Raw genomic sequence first — 19629 nt, 5'->3', positions numbered from 1 at the left:
CTTCTTTTCCTTTTGTATCAATCACCATCGAAAAAAGAAGGCTCGCTGCTTTCATATCGAAAGAAGGAAAAAAATGAAGGAAGAATACAATGTTGCCGATCTTAGCAAAGTAATTGCTTATGCCGAAAGTATTCTGGGGAATGATTACACAGGACATGGGTTTGATCATGTCAAACGAGTGGCTGGGTTAAGTCAAGCCATCATTGATGCCGACGAATTGGCAGTTGATTGCTTTGTCGTACAGGCGGCAGCCTATCTCCATGATACGGTGGATGACAAAGTTGTGGCGGATGTCACAGCGGCGTCTAACGAAGTGCGAGCTTGTTTGACCACAGCGGGAGCCAGTGAAGCACAAACGAAAGAAATTTTTTCTATTATCGAGAATCTGTCTTTTTCAAAAGAACTTTTGCAAGGCGCGCAAGTTGTCTCAGTAGAAGGCCGCGTCGTTCGTGATGCAGATCGTCTCGATGCTTTAGGTGCGATCGGTATTTTACGGACGAGTTATTTTGGTGGCAGTCATCAACACCCGATCCATGTCAGTGACTTAGCCCCAAAGACGTTTCAAAATCATGAAGATTACCGAAAAGGGACGACGGTGATCAATCATTTTTATGAGAAACTATTTTTGCTTCCTGAAAAGATGACCACGGCGTATGGCAAAAAAGAAGCCCAACGACGTGTGGCTTTCATGAAGGATTTTTTAGAAGAATTCTATGCAGAATGGGATGTCTAACTTTGTTTAGAGTTTTTTAAACTAAAATTCGATTATTTCCTTTTTCCTCCTTTGTTCTTTATAATAGTAAGTACAAAGGAGGGATGGAAATGTACTACCAACAGGCATTACAACCGAATGAATTATTGCCAGCGATTTCCAATTCAGGAGAGTGCTTTTTTGTCATTCGGGCTGAGCTACCCATCCGGCAATATCAAATCGCAGTCTATCTTTACGACGATCAATTCTTTTTGTTGCAAGATGATCGCTTGTTTGATCAAATCGACCAAATCTCTAGTGAAACATTAGGGGATGAAGAAGAGATTTTACCATTTATCGAAGAAGCGCTGGAAGAAAACCATTATTTATTAGTGGAAAAAGCGTTTATTCGTTTAGATCTATGTACTTTACAAAAGATGACCGATCTTACTAGTTTCGATATCTTGTTTTATGAATTTTTTGACTCATGGGGGGAAGAAGGATGAAACGGACTGAATACGTAACGCTACAAGACCAAACATTGATCGACCTATTCCAGCAGTTAGGAGAGGATGTTTCGAATCTCGAGCTGATCGATGAAGAAAAGAATATCGATGTGGTGGTTGTGTCGAATAGTGATTGGCAATATTTATTGGAGCAAGTCAATGATGATGTGAAAGAGTCTTTTGCTGATACCTCAGAGACAGACCTGGATGAAGAACTAGCCGACGAATAAACCTTTTTTTAGTTGATAAACTGTTTTACTACGAAAGTGGCGGATGGATCTTTAGAAGGGGTCTAGCAATCAAGGCAGCTTACCAAAAAAATACGAAGCGATCTCATTTCCCGTCAAGAGGAGCAGGATCAATTCGTATTTCTAGGTAGGTTGCTTTTATTTTGTCCGCAGACGAACGTTTTTGACTTTTAAATAGCCGCGAATCAAGTTGACAATCAGTAAAAGAATGCCCACAATCAATGGAATCGCTAATAAGTAAGGCGAGTAAAGGTGGGTTGCTTGCACGTGTTCAAGAGATGTTTTTTCCACTTCATTGATGGCTTGTTGAATGACTTGTAAACTAAATCCTGTCAGAAAACCAGCAATGATGAAAAGGACGAAGCCTAAATAGGGAATATCGGAAGACCGGCGAAAAAGAGCAAAAGCTGCATATAAAACCAAAAGGAATGCCGGTACGCCAAAGGCAAAATAGGGATTTAACATGGTTTTTTAACCTCCTTTTCTTTTATGATACTCCAAAATTTACGTTTTGGGAAATAGCGTGTAAGATAAAAAGAAAACGTGAAGGAGTTCTTTATGTCCGCTTATATTACCCCAATAAAGGTTGCCTTGCTGGTTTTTCCTTTCCTAGCATTGGCGATATCAATGATTATTTTTGTTATCCAATATCGAAAATACGGTCGTTTTATCTTGTCACGCGCACTGGTTCTGTATTCATTTGTCTTCTATTTATTGTGCGCCTATTTCTTAGTTATCCTACCATTGCCCTCGATCGAAGAGGTAGCGCAGATGACTGGTCCTAAGATGGAATTGCAGTTAGGGGCATCGTGGCAACATTTTGTCCAACAGACCGTCTTAAACATTCACGATCCGCAAACCTATCTTCCCGCTATGAAGCAGGGGGTCTTCCTTGAGCCACTCTTTAATTTATTGTTGACCTTACCATTTGGGGTCTATTTGCGTTATTACTTCAAATGTTCCTTTTTAAAAACACTCGTTATTACGTTTTGCCTGACGTTGTTTTTTGAATTAACGCAGTTGACGGGACTGTATTTTATTTATCCTCGTCCGTATCGCTTATTCGATGTCAATGATCTCTTTGTCAATACAGTTGGAGGGCTTGTGGGCTGGACGATCGCCCCACTTTTTACGTTCTTATTGCCATCAAGGGAAGAGATGGATGCCGATTCTTACGCCAAAGGCACTCGGGTGACTGTGACACGAAGGGTGTTTGCTTGGTTGATCGACTGGGGAATACTGAATGTGGTCAGTTTTATTGTGGTGATCGCTGTTCGTTTGCTCACTCAACAGACGGTACGGGACTTTAGTGGGGACTATTGGTACTTTGCTCTTGAAGTGTTGCTGTACTTTGTGTTGTTGGCTTACCTTGCCAAAGGACAAACGATTGGAAAAAAACTCGTACGAATCAAAATCATGCAAGAAGGCCGTGAGCGTGTCAGCTTGGGGGCTTTATTGAAACGCTATGGTTTGTTTTATCTGATTTATGCCAGCATCAGTCGGGTCAATATCTTTTTCGCACCGTTTCTTGAGTCCAACAATCTGCTGCTTTTAGTCGTTAGTTTGTTGATGGTAGTTATTTTTGGGTTGATCCAGTTTGGTTTTTACTTGAATCTCTTGTGGGCAGCAATAAAAAAAGAAAGCCGCTTTTTCTATGAACGCCGCAGTGCAACGTATACTATCAGTACGATCGATCCTCAATCGATTACAAAAGAAAGTTAGGAAAACAAGGCAACATATGCTATAATCCAAAGGATGCTAAAAGAAAGAAGGTGTTTGAATGTCTTTTGAGTCATTTAAATTTCAACCATTTATTTATGAAGCACTTGCTGATAAAAAGTTCTCTAAACCAACAGAAGTGCAAGAAAAACTGATACCTGTTATCCAAAAAGGACGCAGTGTTGTAGGGCAATCACAGACCGGAAGTGGTAAGACCCACACATTTTTACTGCCGTTGATGGATAAAATCGATGCCGAAAAAGATGAAGTGCAAGTAGTGATCACTGCACCGAGTCGTGAATTAGCCACGCAAATCTATCACGCCGCAAAACAAATCGGCGGATTTCATGATCCTGAAATTCGAGTGTCAAATTTCGTCGGAGGAACGGATAAGCAACGTCAATTAAGCCGTCTGCAAAATCAACAGCCCCATGTCGTGATTGGGACACCTGGTCGTATCTTGGATATGATCAACGAACAAGCGTTAGGGGTTCACACTGCCAATGTATTTGTCGTGGATGAAGCAGACATGACCTTGGATATGGGCTTTTTGGAAGAAGTCGATCAAATTGCGGGGCGTTTGCCTGAGAAACTACAAATGCTGGTTTTCTCCGCAACGATTCCAGAGAAATTGCGCCCATTCTTGAAAAAATACATGGCCAATCCATTGATCGAAGAAATCAAATCGAAAGCAGTCATCTCTGATACGATCGAGAATTGGTTGATTTCTACCAAAGGGAAAAATACCAATAAATTGATCTATCAATTATTGACTACAGGCCATCCCTATCTTGCCATCGTTTTTGCCAACACGAAGAGCCGTGTGGATGAAATTACGGATTACTTAAAGGAACAAGGCTTAAAAGTAGCGAAGATCCACGGCGACATCAGTCCTCGTGAAAGAAAACGGATCATGCGCCAAGTGCAAAATTTGGACTACCAATATGTTGTCGCAACAGATTTAGCTGCGCGAGGAATTGATATTGAAGGGGTTTCTCATGTCATCAATGCTGAGATTCCAGCTGATTTGGATTTCTTTATCCACCGTGTTGGTCGGACCGGTCGAAACCAAATGGATGGGACCGCGATCACTTTATATGATCCAAGCGATGAAGGGGCAATCCAAGCCATCGAAGATCTAGGGGTTGTTTTCCAACCGAAGGAAATCAAAAATGGCGAGATCGTTGCGACTTACGATCGGAATCGTCGGCAAAAGCGGGAAAAATCTCGTGACGAATTAGACCCAACCTTGATTGGCTTAGTCAAGAAAAAGAAGAAAAAAATCAAGCCTGGCTACAAGAAAAAAATTCAATGGGCTGTTGATAAGAAGAACAAAGAAAAACGGAAGATCGAACGTCGTCAAACGACTCGAACCGCCCGCAAAAACAAGAAAAATTCGAATAGCTAATGCATACCAAAACAGCAGTCAAGGAAGAGAACTACTCTTCCTTGGCTGCTGTTTTTAATTGTTTGGTCATTTCTACACACAATACGCCATCTTCAGCATAGGGTTCAGATGTTTTTTGATACCCACAGGATTCATAAAACGCACAAGCGTCGATCTCTGCGGATAACACTGATTGGAGGGCACCCTCTTGGGCACCACGCATTTCGAGATAATGCAATAATTTGGTGCCGTATCCTTGGTGCCGATAGGCCTTAGCTACGCAAAAGCGATCAGGTTGCAGAGTGTTCGGTGAAGAGAATTGATAGCGAATGGTCGCGATCGGGATGCGTCCATCTAACCAAAGATAGTATGGGCAAGTTTGGTCTTTTTCATCAAATTCCCAATCTATAGGAATGTGCTGTTCTTCCACAAAAACGGCTTGCCGCAGGGCGAAAACCGCTTGTAGCATCCACGGACTGCGTCCAAAATAAAGCATCAGTCGTTTTCCTCCTTTTTCGTGGTATACTCGTTATATAGTAATTGTAGCAGATGAGAGGAGAAATGACGTGGATTTTTTTGAGGCGTTACAATGGTCAAATTGGAAGACACTGTCCTTTGAAATCAAAGAACAGCTGATCCAGCAAATTTTAATGTATTTTGTCAGTCCTTTAAAGGAGATCACCGATGTCCATTTTAGTCAGTTGACGTATGCAGGATTGAAATGTGCTACCTTTGAATTAACGATCGATGGCGAAGACTTTGTCTTTATACCAGGGAACTCTGAGGCGATCTTAGGTTGGGATCTCGGTGTGCAAGGATTACCAGCTACTTGCTGGAGTAAAAATTGGCAGTCACCACCCAACGAGATCATTCGCCAGCTGGAAACAATCTATGAGTTAGAAACCAGCCAGGATTGGGGGATTTTTGTCAATGAGTCTACGAGCCCTTTGCGCAAAGCTGTGATTGATCCTATGCTAGTCCAAAAAAGTTCTCTGCCTGCTGGCGCAAGGTATATCGGGCAGTTAAATACAATCACTGGGGAGTTTCACGGGTTAGTCGATCAATTCAGTGCTTTCGAAAAAGAGCTAAAGGCACAATTCACAGCACCAGCGTCCTTTGAGGAAAGCTTGCGTTGGGAATTACCCGCTTTTTATCACGAAGAGAATCGCTATTTTGCTGCACTCGAGCCGTTATCGGAAACCTATCAGTTATTTACCCACGAATCCGTCAGTCAAACAGAATTGAAACAGCAGTTAGACAAACAAGGCTTTCAGCTGCTATCAGAGGATCAATGGGAATACGTTTGCGGTGCTGCGACTCGGCGACTTTTTCGCTGGGGCAATGAAAAGTCCTGCGACGATGGTGTCTCTTTGTCAACCGCTGAATTGCTTGAACCGAATTTATTTGGCTGCACCTATGGGCTTGCGGATGCTTGGGAGCTGACAGATGGCTTGTCTTTAAAAATGGAGAACTGGCAGATTTGTGGGCATCCTTTATTCGATGCCTTGCCATATGCCAGTTATTACCGTTCACGGAAAATGCTGCAGCCAGATCAAAAGCTTTCTCCCCAGAGCTATCGTTACCGCAAAGCGATTCTGATCAACAAAGAACGGATTTGAGGATTGACTTTTTCGAAACATTTCCTTATACTTTGAATGACGAAGGATATGGTCGGTTTGATGATTCATTACAGAAAGTTTTTCACTGCTGAGAGAAAAACATGAATTCGGACGGATTGCTCCCTTTGGTGCTCAACTGCAGCAGAAATGTTGCCGTCCACTCCGCGTTAACGAGTCTAAGAGGTAATGAGTCACATCATTGCAAGCAAGGTGGTACCGCGTATCGACGTCCTTGCTCTGCAATGGTGTTTTTTTATCGTCAAAATGACTCTACAGGAATAAGAGCGCCTTACCAGCAATTTTGTCAGCCCCTGTATCTTAAGCGAACACAGAAGAAAGTAGGAGAATAACGTGAAACAATTATCCAGTGCAGAAGTACGCCAAATGTTTTTGGACTTCTTTCAATCAAAAGGACATTCCATCGAGCCGAGTGCGTCCCTTGTTCCAGTCAACGATCCAACCTTATTATGGATCAATTCAGGGGTGGCAACGCTAAAAAAATATTTTGATGGCAGTGTTGTTCCTGAAAACCCAAGAATTACCAATGCGCAAAAATCGATTCGGACTAACGACATTGAAAACGTTGGGAAAACAGCAAGACATCATACGATGTTTGAAATGCTAGGCAACTTTTCAATCGGCGATTACTTCAAAAATGAGGCGATCCATTGGGCATGGGAGTTTTTGACCTCACCAGAATGGATGGCTTTTGATCCAGACAAATTATATGTCACGGTTTATCCAAAAGACACAGAAGCAAAACGGATTTGGGCAGAAGAAGTCGGCTTACCACCAGAGCATATCGTTGAGATTGAAGACAACTTTTGGGACATCGGTGCAGGACCTTGTGGACCGGATTCAGAGATTTTCTATGACCGTGGTCCTGAGTTTAATGACGTAGCGGAAGATGATCCCGAAAACTACCCTGGTGGCGAAAATGAACGCTATTTGGAAATCTGGAATCTGGTCTTTTCAGAATTCAATCATCAACCAGATGGCTCCTATGAACCACTACCACATAAAAACATTGATACGGGGATGGGGCTGGAACGAATGGTTTCCATCGTTCAAAATGCACCAACCAATTTTGAAACAGACTTGTTTCTGCCGATCATTAATGCAGTGGCAGATTTAAGCGGTCGTGTGAACTACGGCGACAGCAAAACGACAGATATCTCCTTTAAAGTGATTGCAGACCATATCCGCGCGCTTTCTTTTGCGATCGGCGATGGGGCACTTCCTTCAAATGAAGGCCGTGGCTATGTTTTACGTCGTTTATTACGTCGTGCAGTCATGCATGGGAAAAAATTAGGGATCGATACTGCCTTCTTATACAAATTAGTACCGATCGTTGGCGAGATCATGGAAAGCTACTATCCTGAAGTACTAGAACAGCAAGAATTTATTGAGAAAGTGATCCGCAACGAGGAAGAACGTTTCCATGAAACGATCAATGAAGGGTTAGATATTTTAAATCAAGTGATCGCCCAAGTAAAAGCAGACGGTCAAGATACGTTAGCTGGTCAAGATATTTTCAAATTGTATGACACTTACGGCTTCCCAGTTGAATTGACAGAAGAAGTGGCGGAAGACGAAGGGTTGAAAGTGGACCACCAAGGGTTTGAACAAGAAATGGATGCACAACGTGCCCGCGCTCGTGCGGCTCGACAAACGGAGCTTTCAATGGGCGTACAATCCGCTTTATTGACAGATATCAAAGTAGACAGCCGTTTCGTTGGCTATGATTCACTTGAAGCAAACAGCAAATTATTAGTGATCATCCAAGACGAAGCGTTACATGATTCTGTTTCGACAGGTGAAGCAAAACTGATTTTTGCCGAAACACCATTTTACGCAGAAATGGGTGGACAAGTTGCGGATACAGGCACGATCGTAGCAGAAGATGGTACGATTGTAGCGGAAGTGACGGATGTCAAAAAAGCACCGAACGGTCAGTTCTTGCATACTGCTACAATCAAAGCGCCACTAAAAGAAGGCGTGAACTATTTCTTACAAGTGGATCAGCATCGTCGCAATAAGATCATTAAAAATCATACGGCGACTCACTTATTGCATAAAGCCTTAAAAGAAGTATTAGGTAGCCATGCGAACCAAGCAGGTTCATTAGTTGCTCCAGGACATTTGCGCTTTGACTTTAGTCATTTTGGGCAAGTGACCAGCGAAGAGCTGAGCCAAATGGAACAAATCGTCAACCAGAAAATTTGGGAAGCTCTTCCTGTTGTGACGATCGAAACGGATATCGATACCGCAAAAGGCATGGGAGCGATGGCACTCTTTGGTGAAAAATATGGGCATGACGTTCGCGTCGTCAATGTTGCCGATTGGTCGATCGAATTATGTGGGGGAACCCATGTAGCAAATACGGAGGATATCGGTATTTTCAAAATCGTTTCTGAATCAGGGATCGGTGCTGGTGTTCGTCGGATCGAAGCAGTGACTAGTCAAGAAGCTTATACGTTATTGCATGAAGAAGAAGCGCAATTAAAAGCAATTGCAGGGATCGTTAAATCCGCCCAATTAAAAGAAGTCGTTGCCAAAACAGAACAACTGCAAGCGCAGCTGCGTGAATTGCAAAAAGAAAACGAAGCTCTTGCCAGCAAGTTAGCAAACCAGCAAGCAGGGGATGTTTTCAAGGATGTCAAAGAAGTAAATGGTCTGCGTCTGATCACAGCAAAAGTGACTGTAAAGGACATGAACCAATTACGTCAACTAGCTGACCAATGGAAACAAAAAGACCATTCTGATATTTTAGTGTTAGCTACCGCGAATGATGGCAAAGTGAATCTTTTAGCTGCCATGAACAAAGCAGCCAACGAAAAAGGATTGAAAGCAGGCGATTTGATCAAAGAGATCGCACCTAAAGTTGGCGGCGGCGGTGGCGGCCGTCCTGATATGGCACAAGCCGGCGGGAAGAATCCAGAAGGAATCGCAGCAGCACTTGAGACAGCAGCAGCGTGGTTAGCGGCCAAGTAAGCACACTAGCTGGTTGAATCTGTACCCGCGAGTTCCTTTCCTTCTAAGAAGATAGGTGAAAGAGGAGCGTAGGTCTTTAACACATTCCTTTTTTGAACGAAGATGACGGAGGGGGAGACCCTTCCGTTATCTTTTTCCTTTTTTCCTACGTGTTATCTGAAAATGCGTTTGATAATTGAAGGGAATTCGCTTTTTTTTCGAAAAAACGATACGAATAGTTGTTTAATTGAATTCCTTCGGGGTAAAATAAGAAAGATGGTTTTTTGAGAGGGTGATGATTTGCTAAACTTTTTTTTAAATCGCAGCAAAAAAAATGGTGTCTACGAACGTACAGCCATCGGGAAGTTAGCAGGTAGCCTCGGGTTGCTTTCCAACCTACTATTATTTGCTGGGAAATTTATCATTGGTTTATCTGCCCAGTCTGTTTCGATTATGGCAGATGCCATCAACAGTCTTTCAGATACCGCTTCGTCTATTTTAACATTGATCGGTTTTCGGATCTCTGCGAAACCAGCCGACAGTGAACATCCATATGGTCATGAGCGATTTGAAGCCATCAGTGGGTTTGTAGTATCTTTGATCATCACGTTTGTTGGCGGCCAATTTCTCATCAGCTCTGTGCAACGCATCATGGAACCGACGAGTATCCGTCTTTCCCCACTATTGTTTATCGTTTTGGTCTTATCGATTTTGATCAAAATCTGGCAGGGAGCGATGTACCGCAAACTGGCGAACCTGATCGGCTCTCAAACACTTAAAGCCAGCGGACAAGACAGTCTCAACGATGTGTATACAACGGGGGCAGTTTTGTTTTCAGCGACGATCGAGTGGCTGACTGGCCTACGTATCGATGGCTTTGTCGGCTGTCTGATTGCCTTGTATATTTTGATTAGCGGAATCAAAATGATTCGTTCCTTTATCAACGAATTATTAGGGGCACGCCCAACCCAAGAAGAAGTAGCTGCCATGGAGCAACGCTTGGATCACTATCCGACGATTCTCGGTTACCATGATTTACTGGTTCATAATTATGGACCGAAAAATCGCTTTGCCAGTGTGCATATCGAAGTGGATGAAACGTGGTCTTTACGAGAAGCGCATGAGGTGATTGATGCGATTGAACAAGATTTTCGCCAATCTTTAAAGGTCGACCTGGTCTGTCATCTTGATCCAGTACCAATTCAAGATCAGCAGTATCGGCATTTAAAAAAAGAAGTGTCAAAGATCATTCGCTTCGTTGACCCACAGTTACGGATGCATGATTTTCAGGTCAAAGGAGATCTGTTGGCTTTTGATTTAGTGATTCCCGCAAAATCGGCGTATAGTGATCAAGAAATCGAAGAAATGCTGAAACAAAAAATCAAAGAAACACTAGGGGACTATGAATTGAAGCTTGCTTTCGATCACAGTTACCTATTATAGGGTTACAGGATATAGGAGGAAACTATGATAAAAATGGATATGAGCATGATTTCCACGGTATTATTGGCACTTTTGTTTATTAATACGATCGCTGCCTTTATTACTGTTTTTCGGAAACCACGCTCGATTGCAAGTGTCTTTGCTTGGATGATGACGTTGGTATTCATCCCCGGCATCGGGTTCTTGTTGTACTTGTTTTGTGGTCGGGGGATCGACGGAGAAATTATTTATAAATTTAGTGAGCACCACCAAAGTAGGATCAATGAGTTGAATCAAATCATCAAAGTGCACAATTATTCTTTTCCTGAACATCCTTACTCAGATGACAATCATCTATTAGAGCGCTATTTTAAGAACCTTGATGAATCGCCCTTGACGAAAGGAAACAAAGTAGAATTTTATACAGATGGAAAAGAAAAATTTGCAGCATTGTTTGAGGACATGAAGCAAGCAGAAGATAATCTGCATGTGGAATATTATTCGTTTTTTAATGATGAGATCGGTGGACAATTCTTGTCAATCTTGATCGATAAAGCCCGTGAAGGTGTTGAAGTGCGTTTGGTCTATGATCCATGGGGGTCACCGAAGGCCAATCGGAAATTCTTTCAACCGTTGATTGATGCCGGTGGAAAAGTCGTGCCTTTCATCACTTCGAAGAACCTGATCCGCAACACACGATTGAACTACCATCTACATCGAAAAATCGTTGTGATCGACGGTCAAATCGGATGGACTGGCGGCTTTAATGTCGGCGATCAATATTTAGGGAAAAAGGCCAAATTTGGCTATTGGCGAGACACCCATGCGAGAATCGTAGGTACTGCCAGTTTTACACTACAAGAGATTTTTATTCGTGACTGGAACGCATCTGTAAAAAGAGAAGAGGATCAGCTGGAATACGAGGATCGCTACTTTATTCTACCGCCGAAAGAGCGCTCTGGAAATGTCGATTTGCAGATCGTCGCTGATGGGCCTGAAAGTGAGACCCAAATTCTCAAAGGCGGTTTTGTAAAAATGATCTTAGCTGCCAAAGAATCGATTTGGATCCAAACGCCTTATTTGATTCCTGATGACAGTATGATGAACGCATTGGAAATTGCCATCCACTCAGGTGTAGACGTCCGAATCATGATTCCATGTATGCCTGACCACCCATTCATTTATCGGGCAACACAGCATTATGCCAATTACTTGCATCGCCGTGGTGCAAAAATCTACATCTATAACAATGGTTTCCTCCATGCGAAGACGGTCATGATGGATGATACCATTAGTTCCTTTGGGACGACGAATCAAGACATTCGGAGTTATGCCTTGAATTTTGAAGTCAATGCCTTCGCCTACGATCACGATGTCACGCAAACGTTGAAAGGCTTCTTTGAAGAAGATATGGCACAATCAACATTACTGACGGATGAAATTTTGGCGAAGCAATCTTACTGGTTGCGCTTCAAACAAAACTTCTCTCGGTTATTGTCTCCGATCCTTTAATTTCATCGCTTTTGCTAATCCTTGGCGTGCCAAATGGTCGGCACCTTTGTTTTGACTCTCAGGGACCCATTGGATGATTGCTAAAGCGAACTGTTTCAACAAGTATTGAATTTCTGTTAAATAATCAGAAAAAGCAGGGTTTTTGGTATAATTCTTGTCGATGGTCTGCGCAACGACTTTGCTGTCGGTATAGAGCATAATTGTCTGTTCCTGTAAACCTTTGTCAATCAGCAGCTGCAACGCGTTGACCATCACAGCGAACTCTGCTTGGTGGTTGGTTGAATCAGGTAGCGGAAACGCAATTTGTTCATGCAGATCAGTACCGACAATGACGATTCCACCGCCACTAGGGCCGGGGTTGCCTTTCGTGGAAGCATCAAGATAAACTTTTAACATTGTCTCACCCTTTTTTGATATGATAAAGATAGTATACTAGAAATTTTATGTTGTGAGGAACTTTTATGAAGCGTAAATTGTATTGGCAACCGGAAGCTGCTACAGCGATCATTTATTGGTCGTTTACTATGATGATATTATTTATCAGTTTGATTCTTTCGTTAGAAAATACCAGACCTTATTGGAAAAGCAACCTCGTTTTAGCCGTCTTTTTCTTTTTTGTATGGTTAGGGATTCACCGAAGCATGCTCATCAGGAATGATTTGCTCCTGATTCGCTATGCGCGCTTATGGAAGAAAAGCCTTATTTCTTTACCTGAGATAGAAAAATGGCAAATTATAAACCGTTTAATAAGCATTACCGATCATCAAAAAACGTATACCTTCACGTTGCGTAAAAAAGATGTGGCATGGTTAGAAACTTTTTTTCAAGAAAAAATCCCTGAAAAAAGGGTGCAGATCGAAACCAACGAGTAATTCATAGGAATCTAGAAAGCAACGATCACTCCTTTTGGCGTTACAGCCTTAGGAGGGACGTTGTTTTTTGTTTACATAAAGGATTCGTGAAACTTCTTGTAAAAGTGTGAAAAATCACTCTTTCTTTCTGAATAAAATCAAGTATAATAAGAGCATAGCAAACAAAATACATTTTAAAGTGCTAAATAGTTCGTGAATTGAGGTTAAAAATGAAATCAGATATCGAAATTGCACAAGAATCAATGCCTAAACCGATTATTGAAATTGCTGAACCACTTGGTTTAACAGGCGATGACCTGGAACTTTATGGCAAGTATAAAGCAAAAATCGAATGGTCGGCAATCACCGAAAAAGCAAACAATCCGCTGGGTAAACTCATTTTAGTCACAGCGATCAGTCCGACACCCGCTGGAGAAGGCAAGTCAACCGTGACCATTGGACTTGCAGATGCGTTAAATCAAATCGGCAAGCAAACCGTCATCGCCTTACGTGAGCCATCTTTAGGACCAGTAATGGGCATAAAAGGCGGCGCCACCGGCGGCGGCAAAGCACAAGTGTTGCCGATGGAGGACATCAACTTACACTTCACTGGCGATATGCATGCGATCACAGCAGCAAACAATGCCTTGTCTGCATTGATCGATAACCATATCCAGCAAGGCAATGAGTTGGGGATCGACGGACGTCGGGTCACATGGAAACGGGTTGTCGATTTGAATGATCGAGCGTTACGACAAGTGATCGTCGGTCTAGGGGGACCGTTACAAGGCGTTCCCCGAGAAGACGGTTTTGACATCACCGTTGCTAGTGAAATCATGGCGATTTTGTGCTTGGCAACAAGCATTGATAATTTAAAAGAGCGATTAGGAAAGATTTTAATTGGTTATTCTTTTGAGAAACAGCCGATTTACGTAAAAGATCTGGCGGTCCAAGGTGCTTTAGCCTTACTTTTAAAAGATGCCCTCAAACCGAATCTTGTTCAAACGATTGAAGGAACCCCTGCGCTGATCCATGGCGGACCTTTTGCGAATATTGCCCATGGGTGTAATAGTGTCATCGCAACCGAGACGGCTTTGCACTTAGGCGAATACACGGTGACCGAAGCTGGGTTTGGTGCTGACTTAGGGGCAGAGAAATTTCTTGATATCAAAACACCGAACTTATCAAAGGCACCAGATGCGATCGTAGTAGTAGCGACGATCAGAGCACTGAAGATGCATGGTGGGGTCGCTGTGGCTGATTTAGGGACAGAAAACTTAAAAGCATTAGAGTTAGGCTTCAGTAATTTAAAGCGACATGTTGAAAACATGCGTAAATACGGGATTCCAGTTGTCGTTGCGCTTAATGAGTTCTCACAAGACACCGAAGCGGAGCGAACATTAGTCGAAACCATGTGCCAGCAAATCGACGTCACCATCGCACGGACAGCCGTTTGGGCAGACGGTGGTGCAGGTGGAACGGATCTAGCAAAAGCAGTGGTTCAAGTAATCGAGGAAAAACCTGCCAACTATCAACGCTTGTATACCGACGATTTGCCTTTAGCGGATAAAGCTTCTTTGATCGTGCGGGAAATCTATGGCGGGGCAGAGGTTGAGTTTGCGCCGAAAGCCAAGGCACAGTTGCAAAGCTTCAAAGAACAAGGCTGGGATCAGCTGCCGATCTGTATGGCAAAAACCCAGTATTCCTTCAGTGATGATCCAAAGCGATTGGGCGCACCAGATGACTTTACAGTAACGATTCGCGAATTCGTGCCAAAATTAGGGGCTGGCTTTATCGTAGCCTTGACAGGTGCCGTGATGACGATGCCAGGATTACCGAAGAAACCTGCCGCCATCAATATGGACGTGACTTCTGATGGCCAAGCGATCGGTCTTTTCTAAAAGAGCTATCACAAACAAAGAAGGCATTCGCGGCATTTGAAACGGAAAAACGGAAAGAGATGATTTGAAAGGACGGGTGCAAGCGGCATTCGTCTTTTTCTCGTTCATTAGACGTGATGGAAGATAAAAGTAGGGATTCTTGTTATAATAATCAAGGAAGCAAGCAAAAGTCTATTTTCTTTCTTTTGATAATCAAGTATACTTAACCAATTGAGGTGATCTTTGTCAATGGAGCTACAACTAACTAGGAGGACTGGTTTTTATGGAATGGGCAGTCCCTTGGAGGTCATGCAAGGAAAAAAAAGAATCGCTGCCATCAATCATCAGCAAACGATTTTTTTGGGGCTAGCTGAGCAGACGCCGATTCGTGTGCGCATGTTTTTTTTAGAAAGTCAGCCTTTTCAGTTACCAAAAGGCCAATCAGCGCTCAAGCTGGAGGTCGTGATGAATCCTGCGCTTAAAAGAATATATATCGGCTTTTATTTAAGCCTTTTTCTCATGATGGGGGTATTGGGCTTATTATCCATCTCCCTTTACTCGTTGCTTTTTGTCGGTGTGTATTTAGTGGCATATTTTGTCTTTGTTTTGATTTATTTAAAAAAAGCGTATCTTATCAAGGAGGTTCCTCATGGCTAGTGGTGCAGATCAATTTTTGAGCAGTTTTAATCGAATTGAAAAGCGGCTTCGTGACGAATTGGATAATCCGCGGAATATGGGTTTTTCTGAAATGGTTCGTCGCTTGTCAAAAAGCAAAAATATCAATGTCAGAAGAGCAGAAGATGATCTATTACAAATGGCTCAGCTGCGCAATGCCATCGTACATGAAAAAATCGGAGAAAACTTTGTCATTGCGGAACCGAATGAATGGGTTGTCAATCGCATCCAAGAAATTGAACGCTCCTTACTGGCACCTGAAAAAGTCATGCCGCGTTTTGCGAAACGAGTGACTGGTTTTGAAAAGCACCTGCCATTACCAGAGTTATTGAAAATCGTTGCCCAAAAGCGCTATTCACAATTTCCGATCTATGATAATGGTCGATTTTTGGGCTTGATCACCTTGCGGATGCTGGGATACTGGTTAGCGAAAGAAAGCCTCCATGGTGAAATCAAGTTGGCAGGCAGAACGGCAGATGAATTATTAGCAGGAGATGGGAAACGATCGAATTATTGTTTCGTGTCGGCTGAAACGACCATCGTAGAAGTGGAAGAATTGTTTCAAAAAAATGCCCTGCTTGAGGCGGTTTTGATCACCAAGGATAAAAATCCGAATGGAAATCTCTTGGGCATCATCCGTCCGCGAGATATTTTTAAAGAAGAAAGAGTGGAAAATTTATGATCGCGTTGTTTTTTTTGTTAAGTGCTGTTGTCATTGGCTTGGATCAATGGCTGAAAATTTGGATCGTTGCCAATTATCAACTGGGTGAAACACATTCTCTGATCGACAATGTGTTGTCCCTGACCTATCTTCAGAATACGGGCGCAGCTTGGAGTATTCTAGAAGGAAAAATCACCTTTTTTGCGATCATCACGGTTATCGCGGTTGCTGTCGTTGTCTACCTATTGTTTCGTTACCAAAAAAGCAGTTTGTGGTTTCGCTTCGGACTGGCATTTGTGCTAGGTGGCGCTATCGGAAACTTCATCGATCGCTTGCAGCATGGCTTTGTGGTGGATATGTTCCAGCTTGATTTTATCAATTTCCCAATATTCAATATCGCTGATATGTCATTAGTGTTTGGGGTAATCTTGATTTTTATTTATGCACTGGTAGATGATGTAGCAAAAGGGAAACAAGGAGAATCAAATGGAAAAGCAAATTGAAGTAATCATTAAAGAAGAAAAAGGGCGGGTCGACAAAGTGTTGGCTGAACGCTTGCCTGACCATAGCCGTTCACAAGTCCAACAATGGCTGAAAGAAGATGCCGTTACTTTAGAAGGTGAGACGGTTCGGGCTAATTATAAAGTAAAAGCAGGCGATCACTTGGTCATCCAAGTGCCAGAGCCGGAAGTAGTAGATTTAGAGCCAGAAAATATTCTTTTGACGATCGTCTATCAAGATGCTGATGTGGCAGTCATCAACAAGCCGCAAGGGATGGTGGTTCATCCATCCGCTGGGCATCCAAATGGCACCTTGGTCAATGCGTTATTGTACCATATGGATGATTTATCCACGATCAATGATGTTGTTCGGCCAGGAATCGTTCATCGAATCGACAAAGATACGTCGGGTCTGTTAATGATTGCCAAAAATGATCAGGCGCATGAGTCGTTAGCGAAACAATTGAAAGACAAAACCTCGTTACGCAAGTATGTGGCATTGGTCCATGGCAATATCAGCCACGAAAAAGGCACGATCAATGCACCGATCGGCCGCTCGAAAGTCAATCGGAAAATGCAAGCCGTGATCGAGAATGGCAAACCCGCAGTGACTCATTTCACCGTGTTGGAACGCTTTGATCAATTTACCTTGGTGGAATTGCAATTGGAAACTGGAAGAACCCACCAAATTAGAGTGCATATGCAATATATCGGGTTCCCGTTAGCCGGTGACCCAATCTACGGACCAAAGCGTACCTTAAAAGGCAACGGCCAGTTTTTACACGCCAAGCTTTTAGGTTTCGCACATCCCGCTACGGGTGAGTCAATGGTCTTTGAAGCCCCATTACCAGAACTATTTGAGGACACCCTAAAAAAATTACGAAAAAATGATTGATTTTTTTGTGTTGGAACTGTATAGTAATTGTAACAACTAAATAGCTCCTTTAAATGTAGTCCCGTGAGGCTAAGAAGGAATGAGTAAGCAGACGACTCCCGCGTTGGAGATTCGAACCCTTACTAGATGATAACGTGTACCCAAAATCCACAGAATGGGATTTTAGGCAACGATCGGAAAACATGACTCCTACCTCAAGCAGGTAGGAGTTTTTTTATGTTCAAAATTAGGAGGGAATAACATATGGCAGCGAAAGAAGTAGTAGATGCAGTAACAATGAAACGAGCGTTAACGCGGATCACCTATGAAATTATTGAAAGAAATCGCGGCATTGATAACTTGGTGCTGGTAGGGATCAAGACAAGAGGCATCTATATCGCTCAACGAATAGCAGAACGTTTAAAACAACTAGAAGGCGTAGAAGTACCTGTCGGTGAATTGGACATCACCTTGTACCGAGATGACAAAAAGGCAGAAGATGATCCAGAGATCCATTCATCAGACATCCCGACTGCCATTGATGGCAAAGAAGTTATCTTAATCGATGATGTCTTGTTTACAGGACGGACGATTCGGGCAGCTTTGGATGCCATCATGGATATTGGTCGACCAAAACGAATCTCACTCGCCGTTCTAGTTGACCGCGGTCATCGTGAACTGCCGATTCGGGCAGATTTCGTTGGGAAAAATATTCCAACTGCTTTAAGTGAAGAAATTATCGTGGAGATGGAAGAATCAGATGGTTCTGACCGGATCATGATCAATAAAGAAAACGACTAGGAAGAAGAGTGACAGCAACATGCAGAAGCAAGAATTTCGTAATCCAGACGCAGTTTTAGACATCAAAGATCGGCCCAAAGCACTGCCTTGGTTAGGTCTAAGCTTACAACATCTTTTCACGATGTTTGGGGCAACAGTATTAGTTCCGATCCTCGTTGGGATCAACCCCAGCATCGCTTTAGTTAGTTCAGGTATTGGAACATTGGTTTACTTGGTCACAACGAAAGGGAAGATTCCTGCGTATCTAGGCAGCAGCTTTGCGTTTATCGCAGCGATGCAGATGCTGATGAAATCTGATGGCTACCCAGCTATCGCACAAGGCGCCATCACGACTGGGTTGGTTTACGTGATCGTTTCGATGATCATTAAACGTGCCGGTGCAGCTTGGTTGGATAAAATTTTACCACCGATCATTGTCGGTCCTGTGATTATGGTGATTGGATTAGGGTTAGCCGCTAACGCCGCCCAGAATGCAATGTACAATGACTCAGTCTACGATTTCAAGTACATTCTGGTAGCTTTGGCTACCTTAGGATTAACGATTTTCTTCAATATGTTTCTGCGAGGGTTTTTAGGATTGATCCCGATCCTTCTGGGGATCGTGGGCGGATACTTGATCGCCTTAGCAGCGGGAATCGTCGATGTACAGCCCATCATTGACGCCAACTGGTTTGGCATGCCAAGCTTCGAGATTCCCTTCATTAACTATGAACCTAAACTGTATCTGAATGCAATCACTACGATGGCGCCGATCGCTTTTGTTACCATGACCGAACACATCGGTCATCTGATGGTCTTGAACAAATTAACGAAGCGGAACTTTTTTGAAGAGCCAGGCTTGAACCGAACACTATTGGGAGATGGGTTTGCTCAAATTGCAGCCGGTCTCGTTGGGGGCCCCCCAGTGACAAGTTACGGAGAAAACATTGGGGTTTTAGCAATTACACGGGTCCACAGTGTGTTCGTCATCGGTGGTGCAGCAGTTCTAGCCATCGTACTAGGCTTCGTTGGAAAACTAAGCGCATTGATCTTAAGTATTCCTGGTCCAGTCATCTCAGGGATCAGCTTCCTGCTCTTTGGCGTCATCGCTGCCAGCGGGTTGAAAATTTTGATCGACAACAAAATCGATTTTGATCGTAAGAAGAATTTGATCATTGCGTCAGTGATCCTTGTGGTAGGAATCGGCGGTCTTGTATTCACGGTCGGTACCTTCACATTATCCGCAATGGCGTTAGCAACTGTCCTAGGAATCTTCTTGAATCTTATTTTACCTGACAGCTCTCGCAGCGAAGAAAAATAACTTGTGCCAA

At 43.0% G+C, this 19629-nt stretch carries 20 protein-coding genes; 17 read left to right on the top strand and 3 right to left on the bottom strand.

What is annotated here, in order from left to right:
- Positions 1 to 73: 73 nt before the first annotated feature.
- The 3 genes from IGI82_RS09250 (at position 74) to IGI82_RS09240 (ending at position 1427) form a co-directional block, all read left to right on the top strand.
- A complete protein-coding gene (locus IGI82_RS09250; RefSeq protein WP_005226139.1) occupies positions 74 to 733 on the top strand; it encodes an HD domain-containing protein in 660 nt (219 codons plus the stop codon).
- Between the two features lie 83 nt (positions 734 to 816).
- Positions 817 to 1197, top strand: a complete 381-nt coding sequence (locus IGI82_RS09245) for a hypothetical protein (protein ID WP_438842092.1) — start codon at positions 817 to 819, stop codon at positions 1195 to 1197.
- Positions 1194 to 1427, top strand: a complete 234-nt coding sequence (locus tag IGI82_RS09240) for a hypothetical protein (protein ID WP_010748385.1) — start codon at positions 1194 to 1196, stop codon at positions 1425 to 1427. The genes IGI82_RS09245 and IGI82_RS09240 overlap by 4 nt, the downstream gene beginning before the upstream one ends.
- A 156-nt stretch (positions 1428 to 1583) precedes the next feature.
- On the opposite strand, the gene IGI82_RS09235 is transcribed toward IGI82_RS09240, so the two are convergent.
- The gene (locus IGI82_RS09235) at positions 1584 to 1910 is read right to left on the bottom strand and encodes a hypothetical protein (RefSeq protein WP_005226136.1); all 327 of its coding nucleotides are present in this window, start codon (positions 1908 to 1910) and stop codon (positions 1584 to 1586) included.
- A 93-nt stretch (positions 1911 to 2003) separates the two neighbouring features.
- On the opposite strand from IGI82_RS09235, the gene IGI82_RS09230 reads away from it, so the two are divergent.
- Complete coding sequence (locus tag IGI82_RS09230; protein WP_438842091.1) at positions 2004 to 3167, top strand: VanZ family protein; 1164 nt, start codon at positions 2004 to 2006, stop codon at positions 3165 to 3167.
- Between the two features lie 58 nt (positions 3168 to 3225).
- A complete protein-coding gene (locus IGI82_RS09225) occupies positions 3226 to 4572 on the top strand; it encodes a DEAD/DEAH box helicase (protein WP_005226134.1) in 1347 nt (448 codons plus the stop codon).
- A gap of 31 nt (positions 4573 to 4603) precedes the next feature.
- Here IGI82_RS09225 and IGI82_RS09220 read toward each other — a convergent pair whose 3' ends face one another.
- Positions 4604 to 5047 carry a GNAT family N-acetyltransferase gene (locus tag IGI82_RS09220; RefSeq protein WP_086316112.1) on the bottom strand — a complete coding sequence of 148 codons (444 nt, stop codon included), beginning with the start codon at positions 5045 to 5047 and terminating at the stop codon, positions 4604 to 4606.
- Positions 5048 to 5117: 70 nt separating this feature from the next.
- Here IGI82_RS09220 and IGI82_RS09215 point away from each other — a divergent pair, with 70 nt between their 5' ends.
- The 4 genes from IGI82_RS09215 (at position 5118) to cls (ending at position 12077) form a co-directional block, all read left to right on the top strand.
- Entirely contained in the window at positions 5118 to 6170 is a 1053-nt protein-coding gene (locus IGI82_RS09215; RefSeq protein WP_086316113.1) for a DUF7278 family profilin-like fold-containing protein, read from the top strand.
- A 351-nt stretch (positions 6171 to 6521) separates the two neighbouring features.
- Positions 6522 to 9164, top strand: a complete 2643-nt coding sequence (gene alaS, locus IGI82_RS09210; protein WP_087627533.1) for an alanine--tRNA ligase — start codon at positions 6522 to 6524, stop codon at positions 9162 to 9164.
- Between the two features lie 279 nt (positions 9165 to 9443).
- Positions 9444 to 10586, top strand: coding sequence for a cation diffusion facilitator family transporter (locus tag IGI82_RS09205; RefSeq protein ID WP_060791946.1), 1143 nt, complete (start codon positions 9444 to 9446; stop codon positions 10584 to 10586).
- Positions 10587 to 10610: 24 nt separating this feature from the next.
- The gene (gene cls / locus IGI82_RS09200; protein WP_015509734.1) at positions 10611 to 12077 is read left to right on the top strand and encodes a cardiolipin synthase; all 1467 of its coding nucleotides are present in this window, start codon (positions 10611 to 10613) and stop codon (positions 12075 to 12077) included.
- Here the strand turns inward: cls and IGI82_RS09195 are convergent.
- Complete coding sequence (locus IGI82_RS09195; RefSeq protein WP_005226128.1) at positions 12057 to 12473, bottom strand: ribonuclease HI family protein; 417 nt, start codon at positions 12471 to 12473, stop codon at positions 12057 to 12059. The two genes, cls and IGI82_RS09195, sit on opposite strands and share 21 nt — an antisense overlap.
- 65 nt (positions 12474 to 12538) lie before the next feature.
- On the opposite strand from IGI82_RS09195, the gene IGI82_RS09190 reads away from it, so the two are divergent.
- The 8 genes from IGI82_RS09190 to IGI82_RS09155 all read left to right on the top strand — a co-directional run bounded on the left by IGI82_RS09190 (position 12539) and on the right by IGI82_RS09155 (position 19619).
- Positions 12539 to 12949, top strand: coding sequence for an EbsA family protein (locus IGI82_RS09190; protein WP_015509732.1), 411 nt, complete (start codon positions 12539 to 12541; stop codon positions 12947 to 12949).
- Positions 12950 to 13158: 209 nt separating this feature from the next.
- Positions 13159 to 14829 carry a formate--tetrahydrofolate ligase gene (locus IGI82_RS09185; protein ID WP_015509731.1) on the top strand — a complete coding sequence of 557 codons (1671 nt, stop codon included), beginning with the start codon at positions 13159 to 13161 and terminating at the stop codon, positions 14827 to 14829.
- Between the two features lie 228 nt (positions 14830 to 15057).
- On the top strand, positions 15058 to 15465 hold the full coding sequence (locus tag IGI82_RS09180) for a hypothetical protein (RefSeq protein WP_015509730.1): 408 nt from the start codon (positions 15058 to 15060) through the stop codon (positions 15463 to 15465).
- A complete protein-coding gene (locus IGI82_RS09175; protein ID WP_005226123.1) occupies positions 15458 to 16165 on the top strand; it encodes a CBS domain-containing protein in 708 nt (235 codons plus the stop codon). Before IGI82_RS09180 ends, IGI82_RS09175 begins: the two co-directional genes overlap by 8 nt.
- Positions 16162 to 16647, top strand: coding sequence for a signal peptidase II (gene lspA, locus IGI82_RS09170; RefSeq protein WP_015509729.1), 486 nt, complete (start codon positions 16162 to 16164; stop codon positions 16645 to 16647). The genes IGI82_RS09175 and lspA overlap by 4 nt, the downstream gene beginning before the upstream one ends.
- Positions 16631 to 17539 carry an RluA family pseudouridine synthase gene (locus IGI82_RS09165; RefSeq protein WP_438842090.1) on the top strand — a complete coding sequence of 303 codons (909 nt, stop codon included), beginning with the start codon at positions 16631 to 16633 and terminating at the stop codon, positions 17537 to 17539. The genes lspA and IGI82_RS09165 overlap by 17 nt, the downstream gene beginning before the upstream one ends.
- 243 nt (positions 17540 to 17782) lie before the next feature.
- On the top strand, positions 17783 to 18319 hold the full coding sequence (gene pyrR / locus IGI82_RS09160) for a bifunctional pyr operon transcriptional regulator/uracil phosphoribosyltransferase PyrR (protein WP_005235992.1): 537 nt from the start codon (positions 17783 to 17785) through the stop codon (positions 18317 to 18319).
- A 19-nt stretch (positions 18320 to 18338) separates the two neighbouring features.
- Positions 18339 to 19619, top strand: a complete 1281-nt coding sequence (locus tag IGI82_RS09155) for a solute carrier family 23 protein (RefSeq protein ID WP_005235990.1) — start codon at positions 18339 to 18341, stop codon at positions 19617 to 19619.
- Positions 19620 to 19629: the final 10 nt, after the last annotated feature.

The sequence above is a fragment of the Enterococcus sp. AZ067 genome, from assembly GCF_051715005.1.
Taxonomy (GTDB): Bacteria; Bacillota; Bacilli; order Lactobacillales; family Enterococcaceae; genus Enterococcus_D; species Enterococcus_D casseliflavus.
The sequence above is the reverse complement of the archived record's forward strand: the minus strand, read 5'-3'. Positions and strand labels throughout refer to the sequence as shown.